This window comes from Simiduia agarivorans SA1 = DSM 21679 (genome assembly GCF_000305785.2).
GTDB lineage: Bacteria > Pseudomonadota > Gammaproteobacteria > Pseudomonadales > Cellvibrionaceae > Simiduia > Simiduia agarivorans.
On the sequence record NC_018868.3, the window covers coordinates 1,653,948 to 1,675,483 of the forward strand.

A 21,536-nucleotide genomic window follows, 5' to 3' on the forward strand; every position below is an offset into this window, starting at 1 on the left:
CGGGAGTCCCGGCCTTGTAGGATGACGCAATCAGCGCGCCTTAACTCAGAGATCTTTTGCCGGCCCGCCAATGGGTGACTCACCCTTGTCTTCAGGCTTGGCTTTCGGGTCGGACTCGCCGCCACCGGAGCCGCCACGCAGGTGCGAATTAAAATCGCGATCATCCCAGTCGCGCGGCGGACGTACCTTACGGCGCGCCATCAGATCATCCACCTGTTCCGCATCGATAGTTTCATATTCCATCAAGGCATCTTTCATGGCTTCCAGAATATCCCGGTTCTCTTCCAGGATTTTCTGGGCGCGGGCGTAGGTAGTATCGATAATCCGGCGCACTTCTTCGTCGATCAAACGGGAGGTGCCATCGGAATGGGCCGAGTGGTACATGCCCGGATATGCGCCTTCCTCCTCGCCGTAATTCAACGGACCCAGCTTTTCAGACAAGCCCCAACGGGTCACCATGTTACGTGCCAACTGGGTTGCGCGCTCGATATCGTTGGAGGCACCCGTGGTGACGCCCTCAAAGCCCAGCGTCATTTCTTCGGCAATACGGCCGCCGAACAAGGTACACAGCTGGGATTCCAGCGCGCGCTTGGAGTAGCTGTACTTGTCATCTTCCGGCAGGAACTGGGTGACACCCAATGCACGCCCCCGCGGAATGATGGTCACCTTGTGCACCGGATCATGCTCCGGCACCAATCGCCCGACAATGGCGTGACCTGCTTCGTGATAGGCGGTGTTTTCCTTTTCTTTCTCGCTCATGACCATGGTCTTGCGCTCGGCACCCATCATGATCTTGTCGCGGGCCTTTTCGAATTCTTCCATGGTCACCAGGCGCTTGTTGGCGCGCGCCGCGAACAGCGCCGCTTCGTTCACCAGATTGGCGAGGTCGGCACCGGAAAAACCTGGCGTACCGCGGGCAATAATAGATGCTTCGACTTTCTCATCCAACGGCACCTTGCGCATATGAACTTTCAGGATCTGCTCGCGCCCGCGAATATCGGGCAGCCCGACAAACACCTGGCGATCGAATCGGCCGGGGCGCAACAGTGCCTTGTCGAGCACGTCGGGACGGTTAGTGGCGGCAATCACGATAATGCCTTCATTGCCTTCGAAACCGTCCATTTCCACCAGCAGCTGGTTCAGGGTTTGCTCGCGCTCGTCGTGACCGCCACCGTGGCCGCCGCCCCGGTGCCGACCGACAGCGTCAATTTCATCGATAAAGATGATGCACGGCGCTTGTTTCTTGGCCTGATCAAACATGTCGCGCACGCGGCTTGCGCCCACGCCCACAAACATCTCCACAAAGTCGGAGCCGGAAATGGAGAAAAACGGCACCTTGGCTTCACCAGCAATGGCTTTGGCCAACAGGGTTTTACCGGTACCGGGCGGGCCGGACATCAACACCCCGCGCGGGATCATGCCACCCAGGCGCTGAAAGCGGCTGGGATCGCGCAGGAACTCCACCAGTTCCTGCACTTCTTCCTTGGCTTCGTCTACGCCGGCAACATCGGCGAAAGTGGTCTTGATCTGGTCTTCACCCAGCAGCCGCGCCTTGGACTTGCCAAAACTCATAGGGCCACCCCGACCACCTGAGCCGCCCTGCATCTGGCGCATAAAGAACATGAACACGGCAATGATCAGCAGAATCGGGAAGCTGGCAAAGAACAGCTGCTGCCAGAAACCGGCCTGCTCGGGCTTTTCAACCGACACCTTGACCCGGTGATTAAGCAGGTCCTTCATCAGGCCACCGTCGTCAATAAAGGGCGGTCTGACGGTGAGGAAGCGGGTGCCATCCTGACGCAAACCGTCGATACTCTGCCCACTGATATTCACTTCCCGCACCTGGTCGCTCTGTACTGCCATTACAAAGTCGGAATAGGGCAGCTCTTCTTTGGCGCTCGTGCCGCTGAAGTTCTGGAAAACCGACAGCAGTACCACGGCAATAATCAGCCACAGAACCAGGTTTTTTGCCATATCATTCAAAAGGTTACCCTCACATCTTAAAGTCAGCCATTAAGAGCTGGCAGACACTTATACCCAAGTATAGTGCCAGCATGACAAAGATACGCCCCGGCTGTAAATGGCGATGAGTGTCAAATGGGTTAAATTTGCAGATTCTCACGACTACCTGCCTTCTCTTTATGGGGGCGCGGCAGGTGATTACAAGCAGACACAATAAACGCCCCCGCCCCTCGCCCCTCCGGCGCATTGGGGGTACAATGCGCCGCCTCAAGTATCCGTACCAATTCCAGGTGTATTTATGGCTATCAGCCCCGAGCGCAAAAAACTTTTCCGACAGATCGGGCACAACCTCAAACCCGTGCTGATCGTGGCCGAAAACGGCCTGAGTGAAGGCGTCATGGCCGAACTGGACCGCGCCCTGGAAGATCACGAGCTGATCAAGGTGAAATTCGCCATTGCCGATCGCGACGCGCGCAAGCTGGCAGTTGAAACTTTGTGCAAACAAGCCGGGGCGGAACTGGTTCAGGAAATCGGCAAAATTGCCTTGGTGTTCAAACCTGCACGCGAACCCAATCCTCGTCTGTCGAATCTGCTGCGCCAATTCTGATTTGCCTGTGCCACCCCTGAGCCGGTTTTTTTGACCCATAAAAACCGGCAATGCCATAACAGATTGACATTATTCCTTCATTTGCATCACCTATACTGTTTATAACGACGCGACTTTTTTCGCTTGGCAAAGTCAGAAGGCGGGAGTATGGTTGAGTCGTCAACGGGTTCCTGAAAGTGCTGCTGGTGCGGTGCTCCGGTAGCGCACAGGCAGGCCGAAAGGCTGTCGCAATGTGTGGTCACCGGAGGTTTTTATATGGGCATAGCCAGTAATCTTGCGCATTTCCTGTCCGAGAATCATGTTCCGTTCGAAATCATTCAACACCAATACGCCGAAGGCAGCGTAAACACCGCCAACAGCGCTCACATTCCCACGCATCAACTTGCCAAGGCGGTCGTGTTTCGCGACGAAGACATGTATTACACCGTGGCAGTGCTACCCGCCAGCTATAAAGTCAAACGCCATACATTGAATCAGATTTTCGACCGGCACCTGGAGCTGGCCGGCGAAGATGAACTGGAGGCGTTATTCGAAGACTGCGCCCCCGGCGCCATTCCCGTATGCGGCCAAGCCTATGGTCTGCGGGTGATCTGGGATGATGCGCTCAGCGAACTGGATACGGTGTACATGGAAGCCGGCGATCACTTACACCTGCTGAAGGTCAAACGCGATGATTTTCTGAGCATGATGGCCGACCACATGCACGAACGCTTTTCGTGTGAACGTCAACGCGCTAAAACCGCGCGATTACTGCAGTACATCCGCTCAGCCGGCTACGACTGGAATGACCCGGAGCCGGTGTACGCCAGAAACTAAAAGTCTACCTTGCCTCGCGCGCGCTTGATCTGGCCGCGCTCGGTTTTTGCCTTCAGTCGCCGCTCCTTGGCCGCCCTTGAGGGCTTTGTGGCCCGGCGTTTTTTCTGGACCTGACTGGCGTCCTGAATCAGCAACAACAATCTCGCCAATGCCGCTTCTTTGTTTTTCAACTGTGTGCGGTATTCCTGTGCACGGATCACCAGCACACCATCATTGGTGAGTCTGGTATCGCCGCTGTTTAATAACCTCTGGCGGCAGTGTTCCGAAATCAACGGCGAGTTTTTCACGTCAAAGCGCATCTGCACCGCGGTGGCGACTTTGTTGACGTTCTGCCCGCCCGCGCCTTGCGACAAAGTAAAACTGATGTCGACTTCGGCCAATAATTTTTCTGCCAGACTGCGCACGATTCAAAATCCACTGAAAAAGAAAAGGGCCTTTCGGCCCTTGATCGATCAGGTTTTCGGCAGGGTTACACCCGTCTGCCCCTGATACTTTCCGCCCCGGTCCTTATAAGACACATCGCAGGTTTCATCCGACTCAAAAAACAGCATCTGCGCCACGCCCTCGTTGGCATAAATTTTAGCGGGCAGCGGCGTAGTATTGGAAAACTCCAGTGTTACATGACCTTCCCACTCCGGCTCCAGCGGCGTCACATTCACGATGATACCGCAGCGCGCGTAGGTAGACTTACCGAGACACACAGTCAGTACATTGCGGGGGATGCGGAAGTACTCCACCGTGCGCGCCAGCGCAAACGAGTTAGGCGGAATGATGCACACATCGCTCTGGATATCCACAAAGCTGTTTTCATCGAAATTTTTGGGATCAACAATGGTGGAATGCACATTGGTAAAGATCTTGAACTCGTTGGCGCAGCGGACATCGTAGCCATAGGACGAGGTGCCGTAGGACACAATGCGGTGACCATCGGGGGCATAGCGAACCTGTTCTGGCTCGAAGGGCTCAATCATGCCGTGGCTGTCCACCATACGGCGCATCCACTTGTCGGACTTGATACTCATGGAACTTCTCTGATACCGGGCTAATTCGAAAACCGGCACATGATAGCGGGTTTGTGGCCGAATGGGGAGGATTACTGATCTGGTGTATGATGGTCTCCGACCCCCGAGCGGCCATTTCACTTCCATCAGACCTTTGACCGATGCCCCACGCCGAACACCACTTTATCCACAGAGCCAATTGGCTCCGGGCTGCCGTACTGGGCGCAAATGACGGCATTATCAGCACTGCCAGCCTGCTGGTGGGAGTAGCCAACGCCGGCGTGAGCGACAACGCGCTGGTGGCAACAGGCATCGCCGCGACCCTGGCTGGCGCTTTATCCATGGCCGCCGGCGAATACGTTTCGGTGAGCTCGCAGGCAGATACAGAGAAGGCCGACCTGGCCCGCGAAAAGCAGGCACTGCGGGAAGACCGCGCGTCAGAGACCGAAGAGCTGGCCGATATTTACCGGGCCAGAGGGCTGGACCACCAACTGGCCGACCAGGTCGCCGAGCAACTGATGGCGCACAACGCGCTGGAGGCCCACGCGCGCGATGAACTCGGCATCTCCCATGTGACCAATACCAACCCCCTGCAAGCCGCCTGGTCTTCCGCCGGCGCCTTCAGCCTGGGCAGCCTGCTTCCCCTGGCAACCGCTTACCTCGCCGCCGACAGCACCGCCTGGTGGATTGCCTCCGCCAGCCTACTGGCGCTGGTTTTGCTCGGTTTGATTTCGGCACGCGCAGGCGGTGCCAATTTATTCAGAGCGACCGCAAGGGTGGTCTTGTGGGGTACGTTTGCCATGGCAGCAACAGGACTGGCAGGCTCATTGCTCGCAGCAGCAGGACTGCCCGTTTAAACCGAAAAGGAGATTCAGATGTGCCGACCGGCGCTGGCGTTACTTATTATTTCACTCTTGACCGGGTGTAGCAGTACGCCCGATCAGCCTTCCCCCCTGGACGCCTACAGTCACTGGGCGGAACCGGAACAAAACACCACTGAAGCACATGAAATCGCGCTGCTGTACGAAGCGCGACGCTGGGGTAACCCGGACAGCCTGGCGCAAGATCCGGTGGATATCGCCAGCCAACTGGCCGCCCCTATCAACCACGCCTACATCAACGTCATCGGCACCGGCCAGAACGAAGCGCTCCGCTCACTCGCCACCAAACTCTGGATGATCGATAACGCCGAGCACACACTTGATCTCACCTATTACATCTTCAAATACGACCAGGCCGGAAAAGCCTTGCTGGGCGCGCTATGCCACGCGGTAGAGCGCGGCGTGGATATCCGCATCATGGTCGACTCCCTGGGCTCCATGCACTTTACCCACCAGCCAATGCTGGCCTTGCAGACCTGCGCAGAAAATGCCGGCTATATCAAAGACCGGGAGGGCCGGTCGCTGCCCCAGAAAGCCCGGGTACAATTTGTGATTATCAATTCCCTGATGAGCAAACGCAGCTGGTCCAACCGGCGCTCTCACGACAAGCTGATCATCAAAGACGGACACTTCGCCGGTAAAGACATGGTCATGACCGGCGGCCGGAATATATCGCTGGACTACTACGGCATAGATGCACAAGGCAATCCCGATCCCGACAGTTTCCGCGATCTGGAAATTGTTCTGCGCTCCCGCACCGATGCCCACAAGAGCGAGGAATTTACCATCGGCGATATCAGCAGCTTCTATTACTCGCTGCTGTTTTTGCATGAAGGCAATCGCCCGCGCACCCCAATGCCAGATCCGGTCAGCTATAAACCCGGGCGCGCGCCCAGCTATGATCGCTATCAGCCGCTACGAACATCCCTGCGCGAGGCCTATGCGGCGATAAGGTCAATTCCGGCGTTGCAGCCACTGTATGCAGGGGTAAAGACCAGCTTGGAGCAGGATTACCTCGCGTCTAACGCGCGCCTGGCCCACGACCTGATCAACCTCACCAGCACGGACGTGGTTACCAGTGCCGATGAAATCAAAGCCAGTAACGCCAACTCCATTGAAGGCATTCTGGATGAAGCACTGAAGCAAATAGAACAAGCCCGTGGCGACCCGGGAAAACTCTATGTGGTTTCACCTTACCTGTTTATTCCACGCTACAAAACAAACGTGGGGAGGTCACCCGCGATGGCGCCGCAGACACCCTGGCCGCATTGGAAAAATACCCTAACACCGAAATTCATATCATCACCAACTCCGTGCTCACCAGCGATAACTTTTTCACCCAAAGCGTTATCGACATGGATACAGCGCCACGCCTGTTACTTGACTCAACCAGTTATGCGGCATGGCTGGACGCCGAACACAATCCGGCGCTGACTGAATCCGCGCTCTGGCGAAAACTGATCGATCACCCCCGCATACACATCTATCAAACCGGCACGCTGGACGCCGACCTGATTGGCGGCAATACCGTATTCGGTAAGCTGCACGCCAAGTTCCTGTTCACCGACCTGTTTGGTTTTGTTGGCACGTCAAACTTCGACTACCGCTCGCGCTTGTACAATAGCGAAATGGGTTTCTACTTTGACAGCCCGGAGGTCATCAAAGCGCTGCAAAAGGAATTTGACTTCCTGAAATCGCAATCGTTGCGCTGGGGAACGCCGGAATGGCTGGAAATGCGCCAGAAGATCATCCAGGCAGGCGGAATGAAAGGCTACTCCACCAAACAACAACGCCTGCTTTATAAAACCATGAAAGGGACCGGGCTGATCTGGTTATTTTAAGCGCGACCTTAGTGCCCTGTCTGGGTGGCTCACTGATAACCAGCGAACTTCCCAGACGGCACACCTGCGGGCAATTGCTGAACTAAGGCCTTGATTGCTTATAGGGCACCGAGTAAGCCATTCCCCAGCAGGTCAGGTATTCATTGCACGCCGCGGTTGGCTCGGTGCCGCAACGTTCCACCACCAGACCATTGCCGCCCTTATCGAGCACTTGTAATTTCATCGCTTTTACCAGCGACTGTTTGCTGACGGGCGCATCGCCTGGCTTGGGCTGGCACTCGCTGGCTTCAATCAGTCCAAGCGCATCAGCGTTGTATTTGACGATATCTTCCTTGCTGTACTCTACGACTGCAGTGCTCTTTACCGACCCTGTAACATACTCGCCAACGTTGGTCGAAAAGCTCATGCCATTACAGCCGGTGAGCACTAACCCACCTAAAAACACAATACCGTGCATCCTGTTCATTGCTCTATTTCCTTGAAGAAACACTTTTCACTCGAGGGCAGAATCTTGCTCAACCCACACAATTTCGTTCACATTGAATCCCAATCCATCAATACGCTCGATGAATTGCCGCTTGACCTCCTCACTCACCGTCGGCGTACGCGAGAGCAACCAGAGATAGTCCCGGTTGTAGCCCGCCACATAGGCTAACTGATACGCCTCAGGCATCGCAAACACCACATAGGTCGAATAGAAAGGCCCGAAAAAAGACACCTCCAGGTGCGCCGTTTGCGAATCGCCGGAAAACTGCGCAACGCCTTCGGCCTCTCGCCACTCGCCCGAAGCGGCATCAAAGCCGCGATTCAAAACCCGCACCCGGCCATCGTCGCGCACAGAGTATTGCGCACTGACGCGACTCAGCCCCCGCTCGAAACTATGGTCCAGGCGGGCTATTTCATACCAGGTACCTGCATAACGATTCAGTTCAAAGGGTTGCACTGGCGCAACGCCTTCAGGCAAACCGGTACACGCTGTCAGTAGCAGCGCCACCAAAAAAAACCACAACCGTGTTCGGATACGCATTTAATCCTCCCCGTGCTTTTGACATTGCGCAGGTACCGACGCAATGTGCCTGCGCTGATAAAGCCTGCCCACCGATTCCAACCGGAATAATGTGAGCGGTTGCGCCTGATTCATATCGGTAATTTCATACCGTTCGCCCGCCTGCGCGGTCCACTCGAACAGGCAGTCATAGTGGCCCGAAAACGTCGGATAGCGGGCCTTCACTTGCAGTGGGCCAGGCGCGAGTTCCAACCGGTATCCGCGCACATCGGTTGCCGGCAAACGAGCACCACCGGCCGTCCAGATTTTAAACGACGATTCCACGAGAACCCATTCGTCCGTCCGCGCCTGAGACACAACAAACATCAGACAGAAACCAACGAGCAAGCGCTTCATCGTGCACTAATCCCCACATTAACGCCACGTAAATCGCCGCCACCAATAACGCCAAACTGTACCCCGACAGATTCCCAACCGAACCAACCCAAAGGCCGGATATTGAGTTGCCAGTCGAGACCGGCACCCAACTCATGCTGCCGGGTAAAACCCAGAGACAGGCGACTGAAGTCGGAAAAGTCGGTGAAGTGGTAATACACCCGCCATCGCCATGGGCGGCCACCCCACTGCCAGGGGCTGGCGAAACGCGCCTCGGCCCCGAGTTTGTGCGCGTGTGTCCAGTCATCCGTATCAACCAGATCGACCCGACTATTGAGCACATCTGTGTACATGCCGTTGATCTGCGCCGCCAACAACCATTGGGTCTGTCCTTGCCAGAGCACGTATTCAACATCCAGATTGCCGGCCAGAGAGACCGTATCCACGTCATCGCCAATGGCCTGCTCAACGCTTTCCGAAAACGCCGTGGACGAGAGATCTGTTAGCTGAAACTGCGTTTGGGTTTGCATCCAGCTGGTGGTCATATACGGCCGGATTTTGAGCGATGAGGTCAAGGGCAGCGACCAGCCATAGGAAAGACGCAGGCCCTGCATTTCGCGCTCGATATTCAAAACAACCGTTTCATCATTCGGGCCTGCAAGCTCCACCCGATCGCGATGGGTACCCGCAATAAACCCGGCGCCCCAGAATCCGTTTTCGATGCGGTCGGGCAAGATAAATTCGGCATTGAAGCCCAAGCCGGTGCGCGATATTTCCGATTCACGCCGGGGGGCATCAATAGACATTTGCGCACTTTCAAGTCCAGGCGTTGAGGTTGCGCCGATAAAAGCAATAAATGATCGCTTGATGGCTTGCTCGTCCAGCGCCTCCAACTTCAGCCGGTCATCAGCCATCGCGCCCGGCGCCAGCAAGACGCACATGATCAATACGACACCTGAATGGCGAGACAGCCTGAATGCCCGCGCACACCAAAGGCTCTTCAACACGCGACTAGTCGTCCTTGCCGGGTGTCACGTGCAGGCCCACCAAGCGCGCCATAATGATGGCAATGTAAAACTGCCCTATCATGGCCTCCACCGCCGCCCAGCTTTGCGCAACTTTATGGACCGGCACAATGTCGCCGTAACCCAGCGTGGATAAGGTAACAAAGCTGTAGTAGGTAAACACCCCCATCATCTGTTCTTCCAGCGCCATTGCAGCCTGCTCGGGCGGAAACCGGAAGGCGCCATCGAAATAAAGATTGATATTGGAATAGATCGCCGCCCACATGAGCGCCAACATCAGGTAAACGCACATAGACGCCACAATGATATTGGTTGTCACCTGTCGGGCGCGCAGGATGTGAAGTAAAAAGCGGTAACAGATAAAACCCAGAAATGCGATGGTAGTGAGGTTGTCCAGATAAAAGACAAAGTTGCTGTGCTGAAAATGCTCTAACCACAAAGTGGCCAGCGTGGGCAGCAACAGTAACACGGCCATTAACAAAATCCGCCGCTGCCCAACCACCGTGTAAGCTGCCGCCACCAGCACAGCGGTGAATACTCCTTTCCAGATCAGATTGAACAGCGGATGACCATCAAAGTAGGGAGGGATCAATACCGCGCCGAACAATGCGGCCAACAATAACGAAAACCGGAATTCGCCGGTCTCTTCATGTGCCAGCAGGCTCATACCAAATCCTTGAGATTAAATTTTTCGCCACAGTGCGGGCAGGATTTCAGGTGGCTGTTGAATTTGCGCAGCAGTTCCTGTTCTTCTTCATCGGACACCCCTAAATCAGCTTTCATCTGCGCCAATACCACCGACTCCTGTTGGGTAAGCTGCCCGTCCTCAAGCGCGTGTTTGAGTTCGGCCTCAAATTTTTCACGCCGCAAACCAAGCTCCCGCGAATAGCCGGCCGCCAATATACCCGCCGGCAAGGCCGCCATGCCCACGCCAGTCAGCATCAGCAACACACCAAACACCCGCCCCATCAGCGTAACAGGGACCACATCGCCGTAACCGACGGTGGTCAGGGTCACGGTGGCCCACCAAAGCGCATGCGGTATTGATCCGAACGCTTCGGGCTGTGCGTCGCGTTCCACCACATACATGCCACTGGCGGCGAGAATAATCAGGATTGCCATTACAAACATGGCACTGCCGATACTGGGCAGTTCTTTTTTGATAACCGTGACCATCAGTTCCATCGATGCGGAATAGCGGGTCAGTTTGAAAATACGCAGCAGGCGCAAACCGCGCAGCACGCGGGCATCGATGCCGACTAACATACTGAGGTAAAAAGGTGCGATGGCCAGAATATCCACCAGCGCCATACCCGATCGCATAAACGCCAAGCGGGGATAACGGCGCCGATTAAATTGCGGATGATCGGGCGCTACCCAGATGCGCAGCAGGTATTCCACTGTGAATATTGCGACCGATACCAATTCAAACCAGTAGAATTCGCGTTGCCATTCCAGGTAGATGCTTCGCACAGACTCCACAACCACTGCAACCACATTGGCAAAAATCAGCAGCATCAGCAGTGCATTGAACAGTCTGGACGCGAACCCCTTGTTGGTTTCAAGCAACTGATAGGTTCTGAACCGCAAGCTGTTGGCCATTGGGCACCTTATTATTTTTTTAGGAGTTTTTATCTTAACTCAATCGTCATCCATTTCGATCACAGGCACCTGCACGCCCTCGGCCACCCACAGGTTAGCCGCCATCTGGCGGGCTATGCGGCGGTAGCTTTCTGCCACATCACCCTCGGGATCGGCGATCACAGTGGGCTTACCTGCGTCCATCTGCTCGCGGATGGCGAGCTCCAGTGGCAGTGAACCCAGCAATTGGGTCTGGTATTCGCGCGCAATGCGCTCACCGCCACCCTCGCCAAATATATGCTCCTCATGACCGCAGGCGGAACACACGTGGGTGGCCATGTTTTCCACCACACCCAACACCGGCACGTTTACCTTGCGGAACATTTCGATGCCTTTCTTGGCATCCAGCAGTGCGATGTCCTGCGGCGTAGTGACAATCACAGAACCGGTCACCGGCACCGATTGCGCCAGTGTCAGTTGAATATCACCGGTGCCCGGCGGCATATCAATTAATAAATAGTCCAGATCGTGCCACAAGGTGAGCGACAACAACTGCTGCAGGGCACCGCTCACCATCGGGCCGCGCCAGATCATGGGGGTTTGCTCGGTCACCAGAAAGCCCATGGAATTGATCTGCACACCGTGCGCCTCGATAGGCTCCATGTGTTTCTGCCCCCGGATTTGCGGGCGCACCTTGCCCACGCCGAACATCTGCGGCTGGCTGGGGCCATAGATATCGGCATCCAGCACCCCTACGCGCGCACCTTCGGCCGCCAGCGCCAACGCCAGGTTGGCGGTAGTCGTGGATTTACCGACGCCGCCCTTGCCCGAGGCCACGGCGACAATATTGGCCACCTGGGGCAGCGGTTCTTTCTGGTTAGCGCTGGCTTTGGGTTGAATCAGCCAGCCCACATCGCAGGTCACCGATTGCACGCCCTCTACGGTGGACACGGCAACGCACACAGATTCCTCAATATGCCCCTTGAGCGACCTGGCCGGGTAACCCAGCATCACGTGCACGGCCACTGCACCGTTATTACTGATCTCCACCCCGGCAATCGCGTTCAGGGCGGTCAGCGACCGGCCGGTACAGGGGTCTTTTACGTACTCCAGCGCGGCTAATACAGACTCGCGCGACAGGCTCACCATGGGAATTCCTTGTGCTCAGATTCAAGTTTTGCGGGCATTTTACCCGAAATCACACGTACCACACCTAATCAACCGACGGCAAAAATGCTATAGTGCGCGGCTTTTCGCGGCCCGGGCAAGGGCTGCGTATCCGAGATGACACTGATTACAGAGAATACCCATGAGTGAACGCCGTCAGATTCTGGTGACCAGCGCCCTGCCCTATGCCAATGGCTCCCTGCACCTGGGCCACTTGCTCGAGCACATTCAGACCGATATCTGGGTACGCTTCCAGCAGACCCGCGGTCACGACTGCACCTACGTGTGCGCCGACGACGCCCACGGTACCGCCATCATGTTGAAGGCTGAGGAACTGGGCATCAGCCCGGAAGCCCATATCGACAACATGAAGGCCGAGCACATGGCGGACTTCAAAGGCTTCCTGATCAATCACCACAATTATCACTCCACCCATTCGGACGAGAACCGGCAATTGTCGTCGCTCATTTATGAGCGCCTGAAAGCCAATGGTCACATTGCCAGCCGCACCATTACCCAGGCGTTTGACCCGGAGAAAAACCTGTTTCTGGCCGACCGCTACATCAAGGGCAGCTGCCCCAAGTGCAAGGCCGAAGACCAGTACGGCGACAACTGCGAAGTGTGCGGCGCCACCTACTCGCCCGCCGACCTGATCAACCCGCGCTCGGTGATCAGTGGCGCCACGCCGGTGAAGAAAGACTCCGAACACTTCTTTTTCCGTCTGCCCGCGTTTGAGGATTTCCTGAAAACCTGGACCCGTTCGGGCACCCTGCAGCCGGAAGTGGCCAACAAACTGGCCGAATGGCTGGATAGCGGCCTGCAGGAGTGGGACATTTCCCGCGATGCACCCTATTTCGGGTTCGAGATCCCGGGCGAAAAAGACAAGTTCTTCTATGTATGGCTGGACGCGCCCATCGGCTACATGGCCAGCCACAAAAACCTGTGTGACCGCACCGGTGCCGACTGGGACGCCATCTGGAACAAAGACTCCACCGCCGAGCTGTACCACTTCATTGGCAAGGACATCGTCAATTTCCACGCCCTGTTCTGGCCCGCCATGTTGAGCTCCGCCCAGTTCCGCACGCCCACCAAGGTGTGCGTACACGGCTTTCTCACCGTCAACGGCAAGAAGATGTCCAAGTCGCGCGGCACCTTTATCAATGCCAAAAGCTACCTGGAACACCTGAATCCGGAATACCTGCGCTACTACTTCGCCGCCAAGCTGGGCGCCTCGGTGGATGACCTGGACCTGAACCTGGAAGACTTTGTGAACCGGGTAAATTCGGATCTGGTGGGCAAGGTGGTCAACATTGCCAGCCGCACCGCCAAGTTTGTGCAGAAGGCCGGTGGCGTATTGGCTGCCAATCCCGAGCCCGAACTCTGGGCACAGTTTGTGGATGCAGGCGAATCCATCGCCCGCTGCTATGAAGACCGCGAATTCGGCCGTGCCATGCGCGAAATCATGGCCCTGGCCGACACCGCCAACGAGTACATTGCCGCCAAAGCGCCCTGGTCGCTGGCGAAGGAAGCCGGCAAAGAACCGGAAGTACTGGCCATTTGCTCGCTCGGCATTAACATGTTCCGCGCCCTGCTCACCTATTTAAAGCCGGTGCTGCCGGCCATGACCGAAGCCGCCGAGGCCTTCCTGGGCGAAACCCTGGCCTGGGACAAGCCGGTCAGCTACCGCGATGGCGAGTCCATCAACGACTTCAAACCCTTGATGACCCGAATCGACACCAAAGCCGTAGACGCCATGATTGAAGCCAACAAGCAACCTGAACCCGCGCCCGAAGCCAAGGCCACAGGCCCCCTCGCCGATGAGCCATTGGCCGCCGAAATCAATTTCGACGATTTTGCCAAGGTGGACCTGCGCATCGCCCTGATCAAAGACGCCCAGCATGTGGAAGGCGCCGACAAGCTGCTGCAGCTGACGCTGGATATTGGCGGCGAAACCCGCAATGTGTTCTCCGGCATCAAGAGCGCTTATCAGCCGGAAGATCTGGTGGGTAAGCTCACCGTGATGGTAGCCAACCTGGCACCGCGCAAAATGAAGTTCGGCATGAGCGAAGGCATGGTGCTGGCGGCCGGCCCCGGCAAAAAGGAGATTTACCTGCTGGAGCCACACGCAGGCGCAAAACCTGGCCAGCGGGTCATGTAACACTGCCTAAGCATATTCGTAACCGATATAAGGCTACCTAGCCGGTAATATTGAAGGCTATAAAGGCCGCAGGGATAATAGCGGCCTTTCACTGACACGAACGTACTAGCGACGTTCTTCATATTGAGGGGCCACGGCCCAGGGGACACCACAGCCAATGACCGAATTTGCCGTCATTCTGCTGAGCACCATCTTGGTGAACAACTTTGTACTGGTCCAGTTTCTGGGCCTGTGTCCTTTTATGGGCGTGTCCAACAAAGTGGAAACCGCCGTCGGCATGGGCGGTGCCACCACCTTTGTGCTCACCCTCGCCTCCATTGCCAGCTATGTGGTCAACACCTGGGTGCTGGCGCCGCTGGGCCTGGAGTACCTGCGCACCATCGCCTTTATTCTGGTGATTGCGGTGGTCGTGCAATTCGCCAAAATGTTTATCGAAAAAACCAGCCCGCTACTGTACCGGGTGCTGGGTGTGTTCCTGCCATTGATTACCACTAACTGCGCGGTGCTGGGCGTGGCCCTGCAAAACACCGCCCACGCTCACAACTTTTCCCAGTCGGCACTTTATGGCTTTGGCGCTGCACTCGGGTTTTCGCTGGTGCTGGTGCTGTTTTCCGCCATGCGCGAGCGCCTGGCCATGGCCGATGTGCCGGAACCCTTTAAGGGCGCCGCCATCGGTATGATTACCGCTGGCCTCATGTCGCTGGCGTTCATGGGCTTTGCGGGGCTGGTGTGATGCTGGAATTTATTCAGGCTCAACCCATCGTTGCTGCACTCATTGCCCTGGGCGGCTTATCCCTGCTGTTCGGCGCCATCCTGGGCTTTGCCGCTGTCCGCTTTAAGGTAGAAGGCGACCCGATAGTTGAACAGATCGATGCCCTGCTGCCGCAAACCCAATGCGGTCAATGTGGCCACCCGGGTTGCAAGCCCTACGCCCAAGGCATTGCCAATGGCGAAGCCATCAATAAATGCCCGCCCGGCGGCCAGGCCACCATCAATGCCATTGCCGACTTACTGGATGTGGAAGCCCCCACGCTGGATGCAGAACACGGCGTAGAGTTGGATGTACCACGGGTCGCTTATATTCGCGAAGACGAATGCATCGGCTGCACCAAGTGTATCCAGGCCTGCCCCATGGACGCGATTCTGGGGGCTGCCAAACAAATGCACACGGTGATTGCCGACGAGTGCACCGGTTGCGACCTGTGCGTCGAACCCTGCCCGGTGGATTGCATCGACATGATCCCGGTGGAAACCACCCTGAAAACCTGGAAATGGGACAAGCCCGAGATTATTGCCTCGGACAAACCCACGCCTAAGACCGAGCAGGCTGCATGACCCCTACCTGGCCCATACACGGCGGGATTCACCCGGCCGAAAACAAACATCAGTCAATGCAACTGCCACTGGCCGACGTGAGCCTGCCGGACGAGTTGGTGCTGCCGCTGAATATGCACCTGGGCGCCCCAGCCGAGCCCATCGTTGCGGTGGGCGATCGCGTACTCACCGGCCAGATGATTGCCGAACCGGTGGGACCTTTTTCTGCTGCCGTGCACGCCAGCAGCTCTGGCACCGTCACTGCCATTGAAGACCGTCCATTGCCGCATCCGTCCGGTATGCGCGGCCTCTGCATTGTGATTGCCACCGACGGCAAAGACGAATGGGTTGAACTGACACCCTGCGATGACTACCGCGCGGTGGCACTGCCCGATCTGGTGGAGCGCATCCGACGGGCCGGCATTGCCGGCATGGGCGGCGCCGGCTTTCCCACCGCCATCAAGGTGGCACCGAAAGCCAATCAGCCCATCAAAACACTGATATTAAATGGCACCGAGTGCGAACCCTACATCACCGCCGACGACCGGCTGATGCAGGATTTTGCCGCCGAAGTGGTTGCCGGCGCCGAATTGCTCGCGCACCTGCTGCACCAGCCCGAACAGATTCTGATTGGCATTGAAGACAACAAACCCGATGCCATTGCCGCGCTCAAAAAAAGCCGCGCAGAACACCGCGGTGAACGTCGTAGTGTTTCCCACCAAATATCCCTCTGGCGGGGAAAAACAACTCATCCAGATTCTCACCGGCAAAGAAGTGCCGAGTGGAAAAATTCCGGCCGACATCGGCATCGTAGTGCAAAACGTCGGCACCGCCGTGGCCGCCTGGCGCGCCATTGTGAAGGGCGAGCCGTTGATTTCGCGCATTACCACGGTGGTGGTGAAGCGCTTGAAGTCCAACGCAATGTACAGGTCCGCCTGGGCACCCCAATCGGCCATGTACTCAAAGAGCACGGCTTGCGTGCCGCCGACGTGGCCCGCCTGATCATGGGCGGCCCCATGATGGGCTTCACACTCGAAACCGAAGCGGTGCCGGTGGTAAAAACCACCAACTGCATTCTCGCGCCCACGCAACAAGAATTGCCGCCGCCGCCACCCGCGCAAGCATGCATTCGTTGCGGCCTGTGTGCGGAAGCCTGTCCGGCCAGTTTATTGCCGCAACAACTTTACTGGTACGCCGACGCCGGCGAACACGACAAGCTGGAAGCTTACAATCTGTTCGACTGCATCGAATGCGGCGCCTGTGCCTACGTGTGCCCTTCGTCCATTCCGCTGGTGCAATACTATCGCGCCGCCAAAGGCGAGATCCGGCAGGCACGCGAAGACAAAATCAAATCCGACCGCTCGCGCGAGCGCTTCGCGTTCCGGCAGGAGCGATTGGCAAAAGCCGAAGCAGAAAAAGAGGCCAAGCGCCAGGAACGCGCCCGCGCCGCCGAAGCCGCGAAAGCGCGTATGGCGGAACAACAAGCCGCCAACCCGGCCGCGCCCGCCAATGACCCGGTGGCCGCCGCCATTGCCCGTGCCAAAGCCCAACAACAGAACGCCCAACAGGCGCCTGGCGATCAGCGCGAGAAACTCGAACGCCAGCTGGCCTCCGCCAAAAGCCGGCTGAGTTTGTGCGAAGAAAAAATTGCCAGCGCCGAATCGGAAGAACAAGCCGAAAAATTCCGCGCGGCAGTAAAAGCCGCCGAACTCAAAGTGGCCGAGTGCGAACAAAAACTTGCCGCCCTGGCCTCAGCCGCGCCAGCGCAAGCTGAAACTACGCCTTCCGACGACCCGGTAGCGGCCGCCATTGCACGCGCGCAAGCGAAGATGACGATGAGCCCTGCGGAAAAACTGCAGTCCTCACTGGAATCCTTGCAACAGCGCCTCGGCAAAGCGGAAGAAAAGCTCAACGAAGCCAAAGCCGCCGGCGACAGCAAAGCCGATGCCCTGCAAACCGGCGTGGACAAACTCAAGCAAAAAATTGCCGACACCGAAGCGGAACTGAAAGCGCTGGCACCTGCCACGCCTGCCCCCGCACCGGCACCCGCCGAACAAGACGCCGCTGCCAGCGCCATTGCCCGCGCCCAGGCGCGCGCCGCCGAAATGGCGAACATGAGCGAAGGCGACAAGCTGCGCGAGCAACTTCAGTCGCTCACCGGCCGACTGGAAAAAGCCCGCGCCAAACTCGCCACCGCCGAAGCCGAAGGCAGCGACCATGTGGACGCACTGCGCACCGGTGTGGACAAGCTAGAAACCAAACTCCGCGAAACCCAAGCCAAACTGGAAAACGCCTGACATGGCCCTGATGCGCATTACCTCGCCCCACGCCACCGGCAGCAACCGCACCCAGAAAGTGATGCTGACCGTGTGCCTGGCCACCCTGCCCGGCCTGCTGGCGATGACCTGGTTTTTTGGTGTAGGGCCCATTATCAACGTGGTGCTGGCCGGCCTTTACGCCATGCTGTGGGAAGCACTGGTACTGCGTTTGCGCAAACGCCCGGTTGGATTTTTCCTGCGCGATGGCAGCGCCTTGCTCACCGGCATTTTGCTGGGACTTGCGCTACCACCCTATTGCCCCTGGTGGTTAATTTTAATCGGTACCGGCTTCGCGGTAGCCATTGCCAAACAACTTTACGGCGGTCTCGGCCAGAACCCATTTAACCCCGCCATGGTGGGTTACGTGGTGTTACTTATCTCGTTTCCGGTGGCCATGACCCAGTGGCCACTACCGGAAGCCGCGCTCGCCGCCAGTCACCGTTTGCCGTCACTGACTGAAAGTATCAGTCTGGTGTTCGGCACCGGCACGGTTGCCGATGCCTACACCGGCGCCACACCGCTGGATGCGTTCCGGCAAAACAATGGGTTGCTGGTGCAAGACCTTTATGCGGACGCCAGCGTGTTTGCGCACGGCCAATGGGCCGGCATCGGATTTGAGTGGGTCAACCTCGGCTTTCTGATGGGGGGGTTGTTTTTATTACAACAGCGTCTGTTCACCTGGCACGCGCCGGTGGGTATGTTGGGCGCACTGGTGCTGTTGTCGGCAGTATTTTATGACGGCGGCAGTTCCAACTCCGCCGGCTCGCCGCTGATGCATTTGCTTTCCGGCGGCACCATGTTGGGCGCGTTTTTTATCGTGACCGACCCGGTGACTTCCTGCACCTCCAACCGAGGCCGTTTGATTTTCGGTATCGGCGTGGGTGTGCTGGTGTTCTGTATCCGCACCTGGGGCAACTACCCCGACGCGGTGGCCTTTGGCGTATTGCTGATGAATTTTGCCGCACCGTTCATCGACTACTACACACCACCGCGCACCTATGGCCACGAACGCGCGCGCAGTGTGCGGGAGAAAGCCGAATGAAACTGACGCACTCCATCAGTAAAAACAGTTTCCTGCTCGGTTGCTTTGCACTGATTACTGCAGGCCTGCTGGCGAGCGTTAATCAGGTTACCAAAGGCCCCATTGCCGAGGCCGAACGAGCTGCGGCCCAGAAAGCCTTGCTGGAAATTCTGCCGCCCCACACCCATGACAATCAATTGCTGGATGACACGCTGGCGCTAACCGATGCATGGCAAAAACAACTCAATAGCAATGCCGACGCCAATATCCACCTCGCGCGTCAAAACGGTCAGGTGGTTGCAGCAATCATTCCTGTCACGGCCCCCGATGGCTACAGCGGCAACATAAAAATGATTGTGGGCGTCAATCGCGATCTGACCATCGCCGGTGTGCGCGTGCTGACCCACTCTGAGACGCCCGGACTCGGCGACAAAGTAGAACTGAAGAAGTCCAACTGGATCTTGTCCTTCAATGGCAAAACCCTGAGCAACACGCGCTGGCAAGTGAAAAAAGACGGCGGCGACTTCGACCAGTTCACCGGCGCGACAATCACACCCCGTGCCGTAGTCAAACAGACAAAGCGGGCATTGGCGTTTGCCAAAGAAAATTATTCGGTGCTTTTTTCCGACGCAGGTGGCAAGCATGACAACTGAAGCCATAACAGACAATATTCCCGCGGCTACAACGCCAACGGTAAAAACCGATTACGCCGCCATTACAAAAAATGGTTTGTGGACCAACAACCCGGCGTTGGTTCAACTACTGGGACTGTGTCCGCTGCTGGCCGTTTCCGGCTCTGTAGTGAACGCGCTCGGCTTGGGACTGGCCACCATGATGGTGCTCGTCGGCTCCAATGGCGTGGTGTCCTTGATTCGCAATCAGGTCAGCGACGCGGTAAAACTCCCTGTATTTGTCATGGTTATTGCTGCGTTCACCACTTGCACTGAAATGTTGATGAAAGCGTTTACCTACGAGCTGTATCAGATTCTCGGTATTTTTATTCCACTGATCGTTACTAACTGCGCGATTCTGGGTCGCGCCGATGCTTTTGCCTATAAACAAAAATTACTGCCATCATTGGTTGATGGACTGATGATGGGGTTGGGATTTTTACTGGTGTTAATTACCCTTGGCGCGGTAAGGGAATTACTCGGTCAAGGCACACTGTTCGCCAACATGGATTTACTTTTCGGCGCACACGCCGCTAACTGGACACTTGTTTTATTGAATAATTATTCCGGTTTTTTGGTGGCCATTCTTCCGCCCGGCGCATTTATTGTTACCGGCTTTTTAATCGCGATAAAAAACATCATCGACAAAAGAGCCAAAGAAAAACGTGACAAAATGGCGGAAAAAACTGTCAAGGGCAGCAAACGCGTGAGAACCACCGGCACAATTAGCTGACTGTTTCGCAAAATTCCTGTTTTTCTATTCCCAAACGAAAAATTCCCGTTACAATGCTTTTGCACATAACGGTTGAGCCTATGTAGCCAATCGGCCAAAGCGTCCGGAGAGACCTTACAAAAAGTACGGAATTTTTCGTTTACTTACATTTGAGGGAAAGGGAATGACAGCAGCAGTTAGCCAGTCTAAGACTGACAATATCGAATTTCAGGGAAGGAAGGCCCAGCGTGCAGACAGCCGTGAGCGTCGTCGCGCTATTCTGGAGGCCACCCTGCGAATCGTTGTCCGCGATGGTATTCGCGGTGTTCGCCACAGGGCGATAGCAAAGGAGGCCAACGTACCCCTGGCCGCCACCACCTACTATTTCAAAGACATCAATGAGTTGGTGTGCGACGCGTTTAACCTGCACGCGCAAGACAGCATCAAGCACACCGAAGAACTGGAAGAATCTGGTTTTGCGGCGCTGGAAAAACTCAAAGGTGCCAACCTCGCCGACCCGCAAATTTTTGACTTGCTGGTCAACGCACTGACCAATGCCATCATGACCCACATCAGAAGCCAGGTTGAAAGTCGCGACCGGCGGGTCATTGAACACACGTTCAAAACTGAAGCGCTGCGGAATCCGGTACTGGCAAAAACGGCGTGCATCCCGCAAGCCAGCACCACCGGCTCCATCGTCAGCTTTTTCAAACTGCTGGGCTCAAAAGAACCGGAAGCTGATGCGCATATTGTGCACGGGGTGATTCTTTACATGGAGTACCAGCTCTTGCTCGGTCAGGAAATGATGGCCATTGAGATGGCCCACAAATCCATCCGGCGGATGATCTCGCAGCTACTGGCCCTCTCGGTCAAAAAATGATCTCAAAAGGCAGCCTCTGGCTGCCTTTTTTATGTAAACCAGCCCGGACCAACCCCGCGGCAACCCCCTGACATAACCAAGCCGCCTTTCACCAAGCCTCATCCGGCAAACAAGCTATTGCACATTTGTTCAATTTAGATACAGTAGAGTTATCTGGCGGGATAGATGTGACCCGTTAGTCTACTTATGAGCGGATGGTA

23 protein-coding genes are annotated in these 21,536 nt (G+C 56.5%); 13 read left to right on the plus strand and 10 right to left on the minus strand.

Annotated features, from left to right (window positions below):
* Positions 1 to 45 precede the first annotated feature (45 nt).
* Positions 46 to 1,974: an ATP-dependent zinc metalloprotease FtsH gene (gene ftsH / locus M5M_RS07315; RefSeq protein WP_042454978.1), complete on the minus strand. Its 1,929-nt coding sequence runs from the start codon at positions 1,972 to 1,974 to the stop codon at positions 46 to 48.
* Between the two features lie 286 nt (positions 1,975 to 2,260).
* On the opposite strand from ftsH, the gene yhbY reads away from it, so the two are divergent.
* Both yhbY and M5M_RS07325 read left to right on the plus strand, forming a co-directional pair.
* A complete protein-coding gene (yhbY, locus tag M5M_RS07320; protein WP_015046845.1) occupies positions 2,261 to 2,569 on the plus strand; it encodes a ribosome assembly RNA-binding protein YhbY in 309 nt (102 codons plus the stop codon).
* A gap of 255 nt (positions 2,570 to 2,824) precedes the next feature.
* Positions 2,825 to 3,385 (plus strand): aminoacyl-tRNA deacylase, encoded by a 561-nt coding sequence (locus tag M5M_RS07325; protein ID WP_015046846.1) that lies wholly within the window; start codon positions 2,825 to 2,827, stop codon positions 3,383 to 3,385.
* On the opposite strand, the gene arfB is transcribed toward M5M_RS07325, so the two are convergent.
* The gene (arfB, locus tag M5M_RS07330; protein ID WP_015046847.1) at positions 3,382 to 3,789 is read right to left on the minus strand and encodes an alternative ribosome rescue aminoacyl-tRNA hydrolase ArfB; all 408 of its coding nucleotides are present in this window, start codon (positions 3,787 to 3,789) and stop codon (positions 3,382 to 3,384) included. The genes M5M_RS07325 and arfB overlap by 4 nt on opposite strands.
* Before the next feature lie 48 nt (positions 3,790 to 3,837).
* On the minus strand, positions 3,838 to 4,407 hold the full coding sequence (dcd, locus tag M5M_RS07335; RefSeq protein WP_015046848.1) for a dCTP deaminase: 570 nt from the start codon (positions 4,405 to 4,407) through the stop codon (positions 3,838 to 3,840).
* Between the two features lie 140 nt (positions 4,408 to 4,547).
* Here dcd and M5M_RS07340 point away from each other — a divergent pair, with 140 nt between their 5' ends.
* Genes M5M_RS07340 through M5M_RS07350 form a run of 3 tightly spaced genes read left to right on the plus strand, consistent with a single transcriptional unit; the run spans position 4,548 to position 7,108 of the window.
* The gene (locus M5M_RS07340) at positions 4,548 to 5,243 is read left to right on the plus strand and encodes a VIT1/CCC1 transporter family protein (RefSeq protein ID WP_015046849.1); all 696 of its coding nucleotides are present in this window, start codon (positions 4,548 to 4,550) and stop codon (positions 5,241 to 5,243) included.
* A gap of 18 nt (positions 5,244 to 5,261) precedes the next feature.
* Positions 5,262 to 6,701: a phospholipase D-like domain-containing protein gene (locus M5M_RS07345; RefSeq protein WP_042454980.1), complete on the plus strand. Its 1,440-nt coding sequence runs from the start codon at positions 5,262 to 5,264 to the stop codon at positions 6,699 to 6,701.
* On the plus strand, positions 6,617 to 7,108 hold the full coding sequence (locus M5M_RS07350; protein ID WP_244431080.1) for a phospholipase D-like domain-containing protein: 492 nt from the start codon (positions 6,617 to 6,619) through the stop codon (positions 7,106 to 7,108). Before M5M_RS07345 ends, M5M_RS07350 begins: the two co-directional genes overlap by 85 nt.
* A gap of 82 nt (positions 7,109 to 7,190) precedes the next feature.
* Here M5M_RS07350 and M5M_RS07355 read toward each other — a convergent pair whose 3' ends face one another.
* From M5M_RS07355 to apbC, 7 genes are all read right to left on the minus strand, one after another.
* Positions 7,191 to 7,574, minus strand: a complete 384-nt coding sequence (locus M5M_RS07355) for a hypothetical protein (protein WP_015046850.1) — start codon at positions 7,572 to 7,574, stop codon at positions 7,191 to 7,193.
* 27 nt (positions 7,575 to 7,601) lie between these two features.
* Positions 7,602 to 8,135 carry a lipocalin family protein gene (locus M5M_RS07360; protein WP_015046851.1) on the minus strand — a complete coding sequence of 178 codons (534 nt, stop codon included), beginning with the start codon at positions 8,133 to 8,135 and terminating at the stop codon, positions 7,602 to 7,604.
* Positions 8,136 to 8,510, minus strand: a complete 375-nt coding sequence (locus tag M5M_RS07365; RefSeq protein WP_015046852.1) for a hypothetical protein — start codon at positions 8,508 to 8,510, stop codon at positions 8,136 to 8,138.
* The gene (locus tag M5M_RS07370) at positions 8,507 to 9,436 is read right to left on the minus strand and encodes a hypothetical protein (RefSeq protein ID WP_144062412.1); all 930 of its coding nucleotides are present in this window, start codon (positions 9,434 to 9,436) and stop codon (positions 8,507 to 8,509) included. Before M5M_RS07370 ends, M5M_RS07365 begins: the two co-directional genes overlap by 4 nt.
* Positions 9,437 to 9,500: 64 nt before the next feature.
* Positions 9,501 to 10,181: a potassium channel family protein gene (locus M5M_RS19430; RefSeq protein ID WP_015046854.1), complete on the minus strand. Its 681-nt coding sequence runs from the start codon at positions 10,179 to 10,181 to the stop codon at positions 9,501 to 9,503.
* Positions 10,178 to 11,116, minus strand: a complete 939-nt coding sequence (locus tag M5M_RS07380; protein ID WP_015046855.1) for an ion transporter — start codon at positions 11,114 to 11,116, stop codon at positions 10,178 to 10,180. The genes M5M_RS19430 and M5M_RS07380 overlap by 4 nt, the downstream gene beginning before the upstream one ends.
* A 39-nt stretch (positions 11,117 to 11,155) precedes the next feature.
* The gene (apbC, locus tag M5M_RS07385) at positions 11,156 to 12,244 is read right to left on the minus strand and encodes an iron-sulfur cluster carrier protein ApbC (RefSeq protein WP_015046856.1); all 1,089 of its coding nucleotides are present in this window, start codon (positions 12,242 to 12,244) and stop codon (positions 11,156 to 11,158) included.
* A gap of 160 nt (positions 12,245 to 12,404) precedes the next feature.
* On the opposite strand from apbC, the gene metG reads away from it, so the two are divergent.
* From metG to M5M_RS07425, 8 genes are all read left to right on the plus strand, one after another.
* A complete protein-coding gene (metG, locus tag M5M_RS07390) occupies positions 12,405 to 14,420 on the plus strand; it encodes a methionine--tRNA ligase (protein WP_015046857.1) in 2,016 nt (671 codons plus the stop codon).
* Between the two features lie 157 nt (positions 14,421 to 14,577).
* The gene (gene rsxA / locus M5M_RS07395; protein ID WP_015046858.1) at positions 14,578 to 15,153 is read left to right on the plus strand and encodes an electron transport complex subunit RsxA; all 576 of its coding nucleotides are present in this window, start codon (positions 14,578 to 14,580) and stop codon (positions 15,151 to 15,153) included.
* Positions 15,153 to 15,755 (plus strand): electron transport complex subunit RsxB, encoded by a 603-nt coding sequence (gene rsxB, locus M5M_RS07400; RefSeq protein ID WP_015046859.1) that lies wholly within the window; start codon positions 15,153 to 15,155, stop codon positions 15,753 to 15,755. The genes rsxA and rsxB overlap by 1 nt, the downstream gene beginning before the upstream one ends.
* Positions 15,752 to 18,031, plus strand: coding sequence for an RnfABCDGE type electron transport complex subunit C (locus M5M_RS21055; RefSeq protein ID WP_016389287.1), 2,280 nt, complete (start codon positions 15,752 to 15,754; stop codon positions 18,029 to 18,031). The genes rsxB and M5M_RS21055 overlap by 4 nt, the downstream gene beginning before the upstream one ends.
* A 1-nt stretch (position 18,032) precedes the next feature.
* Complete coding sequence (gene rsxD, locus M5M_RS07410) at positions 18,033 to 19,094, plus strand: electron transport complex subunit RsxD (protein WP_015046860.1); 1,062 nt, start codon at positions 18,033 to 18,035, stop codon at positions 19,092 to 19,094.
* Entirely contained in the window at positions 19,091 to 19,726 is a 636-nt protein-coding gene (rsxG, locus tag M5M_RS07415) for an electron transport complex subunit RsxG (RefSeq protein ID WP_015046861.1), read from the plus strand. The genes rsxD and rsxG overlap by 4 nt, the downstream gene beginning before the upstream one ends.
* Positions 19,716 to 20,477, plus strand: a complete 762-nt coding sequence (locus M5M_RS07420; RefSeq protein ID WP_015046862.1) for an electron transport complex subunit E — start codon at positions 19,716 to 19,718, stop codon at positions 20,475 to 20,477. The genes rsxG and M5M_RS07420 overlap by 11 nt, the downstream gene beginning before the upstream one ends.
* A gap of 163 nt (positions 20,478 to 20,640) precedes the next feature.
* A complete protein-coding gene (locus tag M5M_RS07425) occupies positions 20,641 to 21,336 on the plus strand; it encodes a TetR/AcrR family transcriptional regulator (protein WP_015046863.1) in 696 nt (231 codons plus the stop codon).
* Positions 21,337 to 21,536: the final 200 nt, after the last annotated feature.

Bases quoted from the DNA above. Each gene is read 5' to 3' on its own strand.
- rsxB (WP_015046859.1), top strand. From the start codon at position 15,153: ATGCTGGAATTTATTCAGGCTCAACCCATCGTTGCTGCACTCATTGCC.
- rsxG (WP_015046861.1), top strand. From the start codon at position 19,091: ATGAAACTGACGCACTCCATCAGTAAAAACAGTTTCCTGCTCGGTTGC.
- M5M_RS07325 (WP_015046846.1), top strand. From the start codon at position 2,825: ATGGGCATAGCCAGTAATCTTGCGCATTTCCTGTCCGAGAATCATGTT.
- ftsH (WP_042454978.1), bottom strand. From the start codon at position 1,974: ATGGCAAAAAACCTGGTTCTGTGGCTGATTATTGCCGTGGTACTGCTG.
- M5M_RS07355 (WP_015046850.1), bottom strand. From the start codon at position 7,574: ATGAACAGGATGCACGGTATTGTGTTTTTAGGTGGGTTAGTGCTCACC.
- dcd (WP_015046848.1), bottom strand. From the start codon at position 4,407: ATGAGTATCAAGTCCGACAAGTGGATGCGCCGTATGGTGGACAGCCAC.
- yhbY (WP_015046845.1), top strand. From the start codon at position 2,261: ATGGCTATCAGCCCCGAGCGCAAAAAACTTTTCCGACAGATCGGGCAC.
- M5M_RS07345 (WP_042454980.1), top strand. From the start codon at position 5,262: ATGTGCCGACCGGCGCTGGCGTTACTTATTATTTCACTCTTGACCGGG.
- metG (WP_015046857.1), top strand. From the start codon at position 12,405: ATGAGTGAACGCCGTCAGATTCTGGTGACCAGCGCCCTGCCCTATGCC.
- rsxD (WP_015046860.1), top strand. From the start codon at position 18,033: ATGGCCCTGATGCGCATTACCTCGCCCCACGCCACCGGCAGCAACCGC.
- M5M_RS07365 (WP_015046852.1), bottom strand. From the start codon at position 8,510: ATGAAGCGCTTGCTCGTTGGTTTCTGTCTGATGTTTGTTGTGTCTCAG.
- M5M_RS07425 (WP_015046863.1), top strand. From the start codon at position 20,641: ATGACAGCAGCAGTTAGCCAGTCTAAGACTGACAATATCGAATTTCAG.
- M5M_RS07360 (WP_015046851.1), bottom strand. From the start codon at position 8,135: ATGCGTATCCGAACACGGTTGTGGTTTTTTTTGGTGGCGCTGCTACTG.
- M5M_RS07340 (WP_015046849.1), top strand. From the start codon at position 4,548: ATGCCCCACGCCGAACACCACTTTATCCACAGAGCCAATTGGCTCCGG.
- M5M_RS07380 (WP_015046855.1), bottom strand. From the start codon at position 11,116: ATGGCCAACAGCTTGCGGTTCAGAACCTATCAGTTGCTTGAAACCAAC.
- apbC (WP_015046856.1), bottom strand. From the start codon at position 12,244: ATGGTGAGCCTGTCGCGCGAGTCTGTATTAGCCGCGCTGGAGTACGTA.
- M5M_RS19430 (WP_015046854.1), bottom strand. From the start codon at position 10,181: ATGAGCCTGCTGGCACATGAAGAGACCGGCGAATTCCGGTTTTCGTTA.
- M5M_RS07420 (WP_015046862.1), top strand. From the start codon at position 19,716: ATGACAACTGAAGCCATAACAGACAATATTCCCGCGGCTACAACGCCA.
- M5M_RS21055 (WP_016389287.1), top strand. From the start codon at position 15,752: ATGACCCCTACCTGGCCCATACACGGCGGGATTCACCCGGCCGAAAAC.
- rsxA (WP_015046858.1), top strand. From the start codon at position 14,578: ATGACCGAATTTGCCGTCATTCTGCTGAGCACCATCTTGGTGAACAAC.